Source organism: Halomonas sp. A020 (assembly GCF_027943625.1).
Taxonomy (GTDB): domain Bacteria; phylum Pseudomonadota; class Gammaproteobacteria; order Pseudomonadales; family Halomonadaceae; genus Vreelandella; species Vreelandella piezotolerans.
This window is the reverse complement of record NZ_AP022850.1, coordinates 2,051,147-2,062,664: the sequence shown is the minus strand read 5'-3', so window position 1 is coordinate 2,062,664 and position 11,518 is coordinate 2,051,147. Positions and strand designations below refer to the sequence as shown.

The following is an 11,518-nucleotide window of genomic DNA, read 5'->3' as shown; positions in this document are numbered from 1 at the left end:
TTGTCAAACGACTAAAGCCGCAGTTAGTGGCAGAACCTAAAACGAGCGGTTCCAAAGGGCGTATTATAGGCAGGAAAGCGCGTAGCGGATTTGCTCGAAGTCAAAGCCACGTGTCGCCAGAAAACGTTCGCGCTTGGCGCGCTCTTTGGGTGTATCGCCGGGGGAGTCGTAACGTCTTGCTAGGGTCTCTTTGGCCAGCTCGAACCAATCGACGGCTTCTCGCTCCTCGACGGCCGCTAGCGCAGCCGTCAGCGTTTCCTGATCGATACCTCGCTGACGAAGTTCGCCCTTGATGCGGATCACGCCCTGCCCACGGGCAATTCGCGAACGGACGAAGCTCTCGGCAAAGCGCGCATCCGATTGAAGCGACTGTTCGGCCAGCGCATCGAGGCAGGCCTCGATTTCAACGCCGTCGAAGGATTTTTGCTGAAGTTTACGCGCCAGCTCGACGCGCGAGTACTCGCGTCGAGCCAGCAGTTGAATAGCCACGTCCCGTGGCGAGGCATCTGCATTAGAGGGGAACATGGCACCCTCCTCTTTTCCACGCCAACGGGAATGGCCGTTTAGAGCAGATCGTCGTCGCCATCGGCGGCCACATCCGCGGCGGGCGCTTCTTCTTTCTTCGGCTCGGCCTTGGCGAGGAGCTGTTCACGGATTTGAGTCTCGATCTCGTTCATGATCTCGGGATGCTCTTCCAAGTACTGGGCCGCATTGGCTTTGCCTTGACCGATCTTGTTGCCTTTGTAGCTATACCAAGCGCCCGCTTTATCGACCAAGTTGCACTGCACGCCAAGATCGATGACCTCGCCGGCGTGGTAAATACCTTTGCCGTACAGGATTTGGAACTCGGCCTGACGGAACGGCGGCGCCACCTTGTTCTTCACTACTTTCACGCGGGTTTCGTTACCGGTGACTTCGTCTCCCGCCTTCACCGAACCGGTGCGGCGAATATCCAAGCGAACGCTGGAGTAGAACTTCAGCGCGTTACCGCCGGTCGTGGTCTCGGGGCTGCCGAACATCACGCCGATTTTCATACGAATCTGATTGATGAAGACCACCAAGCAGTTGGCGTTTTTGATGTTACCGGTGATTTTACGCAGCGCCTGGGACATCAAACGCGCCTGCAGACCGACGTGGGAGTCGCCCATTTCGCCTTCGATCTCGGCACGCGGGGTTAGCGCCGCCACGGAGTCGATGATGATCACATCGACACCGCCGGAGCGCACCAGCATGTCGGTAATCTCCAGCGCTTGCTCACCCGTGTCCGGCTGAGAGACCAGCAGGTCGTCCAGGTTGACGCCCAGTTTCTCGGCGTAGCTAGGGTCGAGCGCGTGCTCGGCATCCACGAAAGCACACACTTTGCCCTGCTTTTGCGCCTGGGCGATGACCGACAGCGTCAGGGTCGTTTTACCCGACGACTCTGGACCAAAGATTTCGACGACGCGACCAAACGGCAAACCACCAATTCCCAGCGCAATATCCAGCCCCAGAGAACCGGTGGAGACAGACGGCATCACGACGCGTGGCGCATCGCCGAGGCGCATGACGGTTCCTTTGCCAAACTGGCGGTCAATTTGACTGAGTGCGGCATTGAGCGCTTTGGTGCGGTTGTCTTCCTGAGCCATGCAGAGATTCCTCATAACAAGCTGTATAATTAGCCAGTAGTATGCCAAAGATTCGCGGCTAAACAAATCCTCAACGGCTACTTTAACGATTATTTCTTCTGCGCTTGGGCGCTCAACCGAGCCACCAGCCCTGCCAGTGCTTCGCGCACCGCCTGCTCACGCACCGCTTGGCGGTCGCCAGGAAAATGGAAACACTCGGCTTCTTGCTGTTCGGCACCGCCCCAAGCGATCCATACGGTGCCGACCGGCTTGTCATCGCTGCCGCCATCGGGTCCGGCGACGCCACTCACCGCCACGGCCACATCGGCACCGCTCTCACGACAAGCACCGGCCACCATGCGCTTCACCACCGGCTCGCTGACCGCGCCGTGGGCATCGAGCGTCGCTTGCTCGACGCCTAGCAGGCGCGTTTTCGCGGCGTTGGAGTAGGTGACGTAACCGGCCGTAAAATAAGCCGAGCTGCCGGCCACCGAGGTAATGGCGCTGGCGATGCCGCCACCGGTGCAGGACTCCGCGGTGGTCACTTCCATGCCCAGTTGAAGACATTGCCGCCCCAGGCGCTGGGCAAGCAGCGATAGATCGAGGTTCTTGAGGCTTGAAACGCTGGGGGCCATGGTGACTCCTTCATGTAGGACCTTAGGGTAGCGTAGAATACTGCGTTTAGCTTTCTCAACGAAATTGCCCAACGAACATGCCGCAAGCCAATCGCTTGCGCCACGCTCAATCAGGACGCCCATGTCACAGGCCAGCCCCGCCCATACGCCAATGATGGCGCAATACCTTAAGATCAAGCGCGAGCACCCCGAGGTACTGCTGTTTTACCGCATGGGGGATTTTTACGAACTATTTTTCGACGACGCAAAACGCGCCGCCGCGCTGCTGGATATTACGCTGACGCAACGCGGCCAATCGGGGGGCAAGCCCATCCCCATGGCGGGAGTGCCTTACCACAGCGCCGAGGGGTATTTGGCGCGCTTGGTGGCTGGGGGCGAATCGGTCGCAATATGCGAGCAAATCGGCGACCCGGCCACCAGCAAAGGGCCCGTCGAGCGCCAGGTCGTGCGTATCGTGACACCCGGCACGCTGCACGACGAAGCCCTGCTCGATGCACGGCGAGATAACGTTCTAGTGGCCGTTGCCCCCGGCAAGGCGGGCTGGGGGGTGGCGTGGCTGGAGCTCTCCAGCGGTCGCTTCAACGTGCTGGAAGTCGAGAGCGAAGCGGAAATGCTCGCCGAGTTGACCCGGCTCTCTCCGGCAGAGCTGTTGGTCCCCGAAAGCCTGACGCTGCCCGATGTGTGGTCGCAAAAGCGCAGCCTACGCCGACAGGGGGAGTGGCTATTCGATCTGGAGAGCGCCACCCGCAGCCTGTGTGACCAGTTCGAGGTCAGCGATCTGCGTGGCTTTGGCTGCGCGCACCTCTCCACGGCGCTGATCGCGGCCGGTGTCTTGATCGACTATGCCCGCGACACCCAGCGCTCGCGCCTGCCCCACGTGACGGCCATCAGCGTAGAGAACCGCGATGATGCCGTGGTGATCGACGCCGCCAGCCGCCGCAACCTGGAGATCGACATCAATCTGGGGGGCAGCAGTGACAACACCCTGGCCAGCGTGCTCGACACCTGCACGACCGCCATGGGGTCACGGCTTTTAAAACGCTGGCTGAATCGCCCGTTGCGTCAGCGAGAGATCGTCGAAGGCCGCCAAGCCGGCGTTGCCCTGCTCTCCATCGATGCCGCTTATATGAGCTTGCGGGAAACATTAATCGATGTGGGCGATGTGGAACGCATACTCGCCCGTGTCGCTCTTTATAGCGCCCGACCGCGAGATCTCGCACGGTTGAGAGATGCGCTCGCCACGCTGCCCACGCTGGAAGCGCTGCTGGCCGATATCGACAGCGGCAGTGCCCTGGATAGCCTCAAGCCACACATTCGCCCCTACCCCGAGCTGGCCGATACGCTAGCACGCGCGCTGGTCGACAACCCGCCCGTGGTGATTCGGGATGGCGGCGTCATCGCCGACGGCTTCGATGCCGAGCTGGACGAGCACCGAGGCATGGCCGAAAACGCGGGCGACTACCTCGTACAACTGGAGCTGCGAGAGCGTGAGCGTACCGGGCTCGCCAACCTCAAAGTCGGGTATAACCGCGTGCACGGCTACTTCATCGAGCTGCCCCGCGCCCAGGCACAGCAGGCGCCCGCCGACTATATCCGTCGTCAAACGCTGAAAAACGCCGAACGCTTCATCATTCCAGAACTCAAGGAGTTCGAGGACAAAGCGCTTTCTGCCAAGTCGCGCGCGCTCACTCGAGAAAAATGGCTTTACGATCAGCTGCTGGCTGACCTCAATGCCCAGTTGCACGAGCTACAAAACACTTCCCGAGCGCTCGCAGAGTTAGACGTGCTGTGCGCCTTCGCCGAGCGCGCCGATGCGCTCAACTGGGTGCGCCCGCAGTTGGTCGACAGCACCGGCATCACGATTACGGCGGGCCGTCACCCCGTCGTAGAGCAGGTCAGCGATAAGCCGTTCGTGCCCAACGACGTACTGCTCACCCCAGAGCAGCACATGCTGATCATTACCGGCCCCAATATGGGCGGTAAATCGACTTACATGCGCCAGACGGCGCTGATTGCACTGCTGGCCCATAGCGGCAGCTTCGTGCCTGCCGATGCCGCTGAGATCGGTCCGGTCGATCGCATCTTTACCCGGATTGGCTCGTCGGATGATCTCGCCGGGGGACGCTCGACCTTCATGGTGGAAATGACCGAAACCGCCAATATCCTGCATAATGCCACCGAGCACAGCCTAGTCCTGATGGATGAGATTGGCCGCGGCACCAGCACCTTCGACGGGCTCTCCTTGGCCTGGGCGAGCGCCGAGCATCTCGCCAACGCCCGGGCGCTCACGCTGTTTGCCACGCACTATTTTGAAATGACGGCACTGCCTGAGCAGGCGGAGGGCGTCGCCAATATTCATTTGACGGCAACGGAACACGGCGATGGCATCGTGTTCATGCACCGTATCGAGGCGGGCCCCGCCAGCCAGAGTTATGGCTTACAGGTCGCCCAACTCGCCGGGGTCCCGGCTCCGGTGATTCGTCGCGCTCGGGAAAAGCTGATGATGCTCGAGCAGCGGGATGTCGACGAGCAGCAGCGGCCCTCAGCGAGCCCTGCGATACCGCAGCAAAACGACCTGTTCGCCAGCGTCCCGCACCCGGTGGTAGAAGCGCTCGGCAAGGCGGATATCGACGACTTGTCGCCTCGCGAAGCGCTGGCCCTGTTGTATCAGTGGCGAGAGCTGCTATAGACAATGGATATAATGAGCGGCAGTAATCGCATCAACAGATGAGCGCGAGCGCTTGCCGCCGGGTATGGGCACCACTAGAATGTCGCCCATACTTTTTTACCTTATAAAAAATCGCTGATTTATAACCATTCACGATTGACCACGACCGGGAGGCTTCTCGGTCTCGCAAGAGGGATAGCAAGATGACGTTTGTCGTTACCGAGAACTGCATCCAATGCAAATACACCGACTGTGTGGAAGTTTGCCCGGTCGACTGCTTCTACGAAGGCCCCAACTTCCTGGTCATTCACCCAGACGAGTGCATTGACTGCGCGCTGTGTGAGCCAGAGTGTCCTGCTGAGGCGATATTCTCTGAGGATGAGCTGCCCGATGGCCAGGAGCCTTTCATCGAGATCAACGCGGAGCTGGCCGAAGTATGGCCCAATATTGCCGAGAAGAAAGACCCTCTGCCCGATGCAGAAGAGTGGGATGGCAAAACGGGTAAGCTGGAAAAACTCGAGCGTTGAGCGCAGAGTGTTAGCACACCACAAAAAAACCAGCGTTTACGCTGGTTTTTTTGTGGTCGGATGGAAGACATTCATGATTGCGTAAATGGCCTGCACAAAAAAAGGCGGCCCGTAGGCCGCCCGCTCCAAGCACTTCCTCTGACCACTCCCTGTGTCAACCTCCTTAGGTGACGTCCTTGCCAGGGCTCACATCACTGTGTCACCCGGCGCACCTACTTACATCCCGTTGCATCCTGCCTGAAGCATCCTTGCCTCCCCTTGTCCTGTGTGCATTGTGGCAGAACAGGCTAACTTCACAAGCCAGCAGAAAATACAAAGGGCGAGCCTCCCCGGCTCGCCCTTCAGACAAAAAAATCTTAAATATCAACGGCTTAAATTAAGATTAGTGAAAAAATTCGCTTTTTCCTACACGGTTCCGAGCGAATGTCGTCGGCATTTGTAAGAGATCTCTTACAAATTTTTGAGAGATCTCTTACACGCGAACGCTATATTTTTGACCTATTGGCCTTTGATGGCTTTCAAACCGGGGTAGCTCACATCACCCAGCTCGGCTTCGATCACCAGCAGGCGGTTGTACTTCGCGACACGGTCAGAGCGACACAGCGAGCCGGTCTTGATTTGTCCCGCACAGGTGCCTACGGCCAGATCGGCAATGGTGGTGTCTTCGGTTTCACCACTACGGTGGGAGATGACCGCCGTAAAGCCCGCATCTTGGGCCATTTTGATCGCGTCGAGAGTTTCGGAGAGCGAGCCAATCTGATTGAACTTGATCAGAATCGAGTTACCGATCTGCTCGTCAATGCCACGCTTGAGGATGTTGGTATTGGTGACGAACAGGTCGTCCCCCACCAGCTGCACCTTGTCGCCCAGCTTGTCGGTCAAGGCTTTCCAACCGGCCCAGTCGGACTCGTCCATGCCGTCTTCGATAGACACGATGGGGTAGTCGGCACACAGGCCCGCCAGGTAGTCCGCAAAACCTTCGGCGTCGTAGCGCTTGCCTTCGCCAGAGAGGTCGTACTGGCCGTCTTTATAGAATTCGGAGGAAGCACAGTCCAAGGCCAAGGTGACATCGCTCCCCAACGTGTAACCCGCATCGGCAACGGCTTGCTTGATGACCGCCAGCGCGTCGGCGTTGGATGCCAGGTTTGGCGCAAAACCGCCTTCATCACCCACCGAGGTAGACAGCCCTTTGGCAGAGAGCACTTTCTTGAGGGCGTGGAAGATCTCTGCGCCCATACGCAGACCTTCACGGAAGTTCGTAGCGCCAACCGGCTGCACCATGAACTCCTGAATGTCCACGTTGTTGTCCGCGTGCTCGCCGCCGTTCAGAATGTTCATCATCGGGACCGGCATGCTGTACTGGCCGGGCTGGCCGTAAAGCTCGGCGATATGGGCATACAGTGGCACGCCTTTAGCATTGGCCGCCGCCTTGGCTGCCGCGAGCGACACCGCCAGAATCGCATTGGCTCCCAGAGTCGCCTTGTTATCCGTGCCATCCAACTCCAGCATGGCATTGTCCAAACCGCGCTGGTCCCGCGCATCCATGCCCAACAACGCATCACGAATCTTGCCATTCACGGCCTCGACGGCTTTTAAAACGCCTTTACCGAGGTAGCGCGCCTTGTCGCCATCACGCAGTTCGAGTGCTTCGCGGGAGCCCGTGGAGGCACCGCTGGGGGCACAGGCAACGCCGACGGCACCGCTTTCCAAACGTACGGTGGCTTGAACGGTCGGGTTACCGCGCGAATCGAGCACTTCCAGCGCACTGATTTCAACAATTTTGGTCATGACAGTGTCCTTTGGTTGTCGGTCTAATCGATGAGAGGTCCAATGTATACCACGGATATCCGCCGCGATTAACGGATGGTCAAGGGGTCGAAGCCTTTGACCAGTGCGTCCAGCTGTGACAGTTGGGTCAGAAACGGCTCGAGCTGGTCCAGTGGCAGTGCGCAGGGGCCATCGCACTTGGCGTTATCGGGGTCTGGATGAGCTTCCAAAAACAGCCCGGCCAAGCCCACTGCCACACCCGCGCGAGCAAGCTCGGCAACCTGGGCACGGCGGCCATCGGCGCTGTCCGCCCGGCCACCCGGACGCTGCAGAGCATGGGTGACATCGAAGAACACCGGGTAACCGGTCTGCTTCATGTCGCCAAAGCCCAGCATGTCCACGACGAGGTTGTTGTAGCCAAAACTGGTGCCGCGTTCACATAGCATCAGGCGGTCGTTGCCCGCTTCCTGAAACTTGGTGAGGATATGGCGCATTTCGTGCGGGGCCAGAAACTGCGGCTTTTTGATGTTGATCGCCGCACCGGTTTTCGCCATTGCTACGACGAGATCGGTTTGGCGCGCCAAAAAGGCCGGCAGTTGGATGATGTCGGCGACTTCCGCCGCAGGCGCTGCCTGCCACGGCTCGTGCACGTCGGTGATGATGGGCACGTCATGGCGGGCCTTGATATCGGCCAGGATTTGCAGGCCTTTTTCCAGCCCAGGCCCGCGGTAGGAGTGGATCGAACTGCGGTTCGCTTTATCAAAACTGGCCTTGAACACATACGGCATGCCCAGCTTTTGCGTCACATTCACATAAGCCTGTGCGACTTCATCGGCCAGCTCCGCCGACTCCAGTACGTTCATACCGCCCAGCAGCATGAGTGGCAAAGAATTGCCGGCGGTTAAGCCGGCAACGTGGATGTGATGCTCTGGGAATGGAGACTGAGAAGACATGCTTCCCCCTTTATTCCTGAGGTGCGGCGTGGGCACGGGTCCGTGCCGTTTTGTGCTCTAACGCGGCATTGACGAAGCCCGAGAAGAGCGGGTGACCATCACGCGGGGTGGACGTGAACTCTGGATGGAACTGACACGCCACGTACCAGGGGTGATCGGCCAGCTCGACCATCTCCACCAGAGACTGATCGACGCTCTTGCCGGAAATCACCAGGCCTGCCGTTTCCAGCTCATCGATGAACTGGTTATTGACCTCGAAGCGGTGACGATGACGCTCGACGATCTCGTCAGCCCCATAGGCTTCGCGGGCTTTGCTGCCTGACTTCAAATGGCAAACCTGGCCACCCAAGCGCATGGTGCCGCCAAGATCCGAGGCCGCATCGCGGAGCTCGATCTTGCCTTCGGCGTTGATCCACTCAGTGATCAAGCCCACGACGGGGTGCTTGGTGTCGTGGGTAAACTCGGTGGAGTTGGCGTCTTTCCAACCAGCTACGTTACGCGCGAACTCGATCACCGCTACCTGCATACCCAAACAAATACCCAGGTAAGGGATGTTGTTTTCGCGAGCGAACTGAGCGGTCAGAATCTTGCCTTCCACACCGCGCTCGCCAAAACCACCGGGCACTAGAATGGCGTCTTTGCCTGCCAGGCGCTCGGTGCCGTGACGCTCGATGTCTTCGGAGTCGATATAGTCGACGTTGACCTTGATTCGACCCTGAATACCCGCGTGGATCAGCGCTTCATTCAGCGACTTGTAGGCATCCAGCAGCTCCATGTACTTGCCGACCATGGCGATGCTGACGGACTTCAGCGGGTTGAGCTTGGCATCGAGTACCTTGACCCACTCCGACAGGTCCGCAGGTGCCGCTTCCAGGCGCAGCTTGTCACAGACGATATCGTCTAGACCGTGCTCGTGGAGCATCAGCGGAATGCGGTAGATAGTGTCGGCGTCTTGCAGCGGCACTACTGCACGCTCTTCCACATTGGTGAACAGCGCAATCTTGCGGCGCTCGCTCTCTTCGAGCTCGACTTCGCTACGGCAAATCAGAATGTCTGGTTGGATACCGATGGAGCGCAACTCTTTGACGCTGTGCTGTGTCGGCTTGGTCTTGGTTTCGCCAGCGGTCTTGATGTACGGCACCAGAGTCAGGTGCATGTAAATGGCGCGGCTGGCGCCAAGCTCGCTGCGAATCTGACGAATGGACTCCAGGAAGGGCAGTGACTCGATATCGCCGACCGTACCGCCGATCTCCACCAGCGCCACGTCGAAGCCTTCGCCACCGGCGTAGACGCGCTGCTTGATTTCATCAGTGATGTGCGGAATGACCTGCACGGTGCCGCCCAGATAATCGCCACGGCGCTCTTTGCGCAGCACGTGTTCGTACACACGGCCCGTAGTGAAGTTGTTGCCCTGGGTCATTTTGGTACGAATGAAGCGTTCGTAGTGACCTAAGTCCAAGTCCGTCTCGGCGCCATCCTCGGTGACGAATACCTCGCCGTGCTGGAAAGGACTCATGGTGCCCGGGTCCACGTTGATGTACGGGTCGAGCTTGAGCATGGTGACCTTAAGGCCGCGGGCCTCTAGAATCGCCGCCAGCGAGGCAGACGCGATGCCCTTGCCAAGAGAGGACACAACGCCGCCGGTCACGAAGATATATCGTGTCATGGAAAACCTGTCGAAACGTGATCAAAAGGCGTAACAGAAAGCCACACCAGGATGGGACGACAGAATAGCAGAGTACGCCTTAAGGCTCAATTTGAACTGCCGAGGCCACCTAATGAAGGATGAGAACTGACGACGCCGGGATCAGGCCAACGCGAAGGTATTTCGCCATGGATGGCGAAAATAGCGCCCCAGGATGGGTTAACAGCGCCCTCGCGTTGGCCTGAGGCGGGTAATGTCGCGGGGCTGGAGAACCCCGCGAAAAAAATCAAACCCCTAGGTAATCCAGGATGCCCTCAGCCGCCTGACGCCCTTCATAAATAGCGGTGACCACGAGATCGGAGCCGCGCACCATGTCGCCACCGGCAAAGATTTTTTCGTTGCTGGTTTGGAAGGCGTACTGGCCGTGCTCGGGCGCTTTGACCAGGTCCCAATCGTTGACGTCGATCTTGGCACTTTCGAACCACGGCGCCGGGCTTGCCTGGAAACCAAAGGCGACCACCACGGCGTCAGCGGCAATGATCTCTTCAGATCCCGGCACGACTTCCGGGCGGCGACGGCCGTTTTCGTCCGGCTCGCCCAGGCGCGTACGAACCACCTTCACGCCTTCGACCTTATCTTCACCAACTACCGCGACCGGCTGGCGGTTGAACAGAAACTCGACGCCCTCTTCCCGCGCGTTGGCCACTTCGCGGCGCGAACCCGGCATGTTCTCTTCATCGCGGCGATAGGCACAGGTCACGCTGGCAGCACGCTGACGAATCGAGGTGCGGTTACAGTCCATCGCAGTATCACCACCGCCCAGCACCACCACGCGCTTGCCTTCCATCGAGATGAAGTCGTTCGGGTCCTTCTCGAAACCCAAGCGGCGGTTGACGTTGGCAATCAGAAAGTCCAACGCCTTATAGACGCCGGGCAGGTCTTCACCGGGGAAGCCACCCTGCATGTATTTGTACGTCCCCATGCCCAGGAACACCGCATCGTACTCCTGCAGCAGCGTCTCGAACTCGACATCGGTGCCGATTTCGGTATTCAGACGGAACTCGACGCCCATCTCCTCGAAGACCGCGCGGCGGCGCTCCATGACGTTCTTTTCCAGCTTGAACTCAGGAATACCGAAGGTCAGCAGACCGCCAATTTCGGGGTACTTATCGAACACCACCGGCTTGACGCCGTTGCGCGCCAGAATGTCGGCACAGCCCAAGCCCGCAGGGCCTGCACCGACAATCGCGACTTTCTTATCGGTCCACACCACCTTGGACATATCCGGGCGCCAGCCCATGGCAAAGGCGGTATCGGTGATGTACTTCTCCACCGAACCAATCGTCACCGCACCAAAGCCGTCATTCAAGGTGCAATCACCCTCGCACAGACGATCCTGGGGGCACACGCGGCCACACACTTCCGGCAGCGAGTTGGTTTTGTGGGATAGCTCGGCAGCCTCGATGATGTTGCCTTCCACCACCAGCTGCAGCCAGTTGGGAATGTAGTTGTGTACCGGGCACTTCCACTCGCAGTAAGGGTTGCCGCAGTGCAAGCAGCGGTGCGCTTGGCTCGCCGCATCGGTGGGCTTGAACGGCTCGTAAATTTCTGCGAACTCTTTGGCCCGGGTGTGCGCCGGTTTTTTCTGTGGGTCTTTACGACCCACGTCGACAAACTGAAAATCGTTATTCAAACGGTTGGCCATGATCTCTCTCCTCG

The 11,518-nt window shown here is 59.1% G+C and carries 9 protein-coding genes; 2 read left to right on the top strand and 7 right to left on the bottom strand.

Features of this window, described 5'->3' with window-relative positions:
• Window positions 1-63 precede the first annotated feature (63 nt).
• The 3 genes from FRH_RS09550 to FRH_RS09540 form a co-directional block, all read right to left on the bottom strand.
• Entirely contained in the window at window positions 64-525 is a 462-nt protein-coding gene (locus tag FRH_RS09550; RefSeq protein ID WP_139525140.1) for a regulatory protein RecX, read from the bottom strand.
• 38 nt (window positions 526-563) lie between these two features.
• Window positions 564-1,625, bottom strand: a complete 1,062-nt coding sequence (gene recA, locus FRH_RS09545; protein WP_139525139.1) for a recombinase RecA — start codon at window positions 1,623-1,625, stop codon at window positions 564-566.
• An 89-nt stretch (window positions 1,626-1,714) separates the two neighbouring features.
• Window positions 1,715-2,239, bottom strand: coding sequence for a CinA family protein (locus FRH_RS09540; protein WP_139525138.1), 525 nt, complete (start codon window positions 2,237-2,239; stop codon window positions 1,715-1,717).
• Between the two features lie 121 nt (window positions 2,240-2,360).
• On the opposite strand from FRH_RS09540, the gene mutS reads away from it, so the two are divergent.
• Window positions 2,361-4,928 (top strand): DNA mismatch repair protein MutS, encoded by a 2,568-nt coding sequence (mutS, locus tag FRH_RS09535; protein ID WP_139525137.1) that lies wholly within the window; start codon window positions 2,361-2,363, stop codon window positions 4,926-4,928.
• Window positions 4,929-5,110: 182 nt separating this feature from the next.
• Entirely contained in the window at window positions 5,111-5,434 is a 324-nt protein-coding gene (fdxA, locus tag FRH_RS09530; protein ID WP_139525136.1) for a ferredoxin FdxA, read from the top strand.
• Window positions 5,435-5,932: 498 nt separating this feature from the next.
• On the opposite strand, the gene eno is transcribed toward fdxA, so the two are convergent.
• The 4 genes from eno to FRH_RS09510 all read right to left on the bottom strand — a co-directional run bounded on the left by eno (window position 5,933) and on the right by FRH_RS09510 (window position 11,504).
• Window positions 5,933-7,222 carry a phosphopyruvate hydratase gene (eno, locus tag FRH_RS09525; RefSeq protein WP_139525135.1) on the bottom strand — a complete coding sequence of 430 codons (1,290 nt, stop codon included), beginning with the start codon at window positions 7,220-7,222 and terminating at the stop codon, window positions 5,933-5,935.
• Between the two features lie 68 nt (window positions 7,223-7,290).
• Complete coding sequence (gene kdsA / locus FRH_RS09520; RefSeq protein ID WP_139525134.1) at window positions 7,291-8,154, bottom strand: 3-deoxy-8-phosphooctulonate synthase; 864 nt, start codon at window positions 8,152-8,154, stop codon at window positions 7,291-7,293.
• A gap of 10 nt (window positions 8,155-8,164) precedes the next feature.
• The gene (locus FRH_RS09515) at window positions 8,165-9,820 is read right to left on the bottom strand and encodes a CTP synthase (protein ID WP_139525133.1); all 1,656 of its coding nucleotides are present in this window, start codon (window positions 9,818-9,820) and stop codon (window positions 8,165-8,167) included.
• Between the two features lie 265 nt (window positions 9,821-10,085).
• The gene (locus FRH_RS09510; RefSeq protein WP_139525132.1) at window positions 10,086-11,504 is read right to left on the bottom strand and encodes an FAD-dependent oxidoreductase; all 1,419 of its coding nucleotides are present in this window, start codon (window positions 11,502-11,504) and stop codon (window positions 10,086-10,088) included.
• Window positions 11,505-11,518 lie beyond the last annotated feature (14 nt).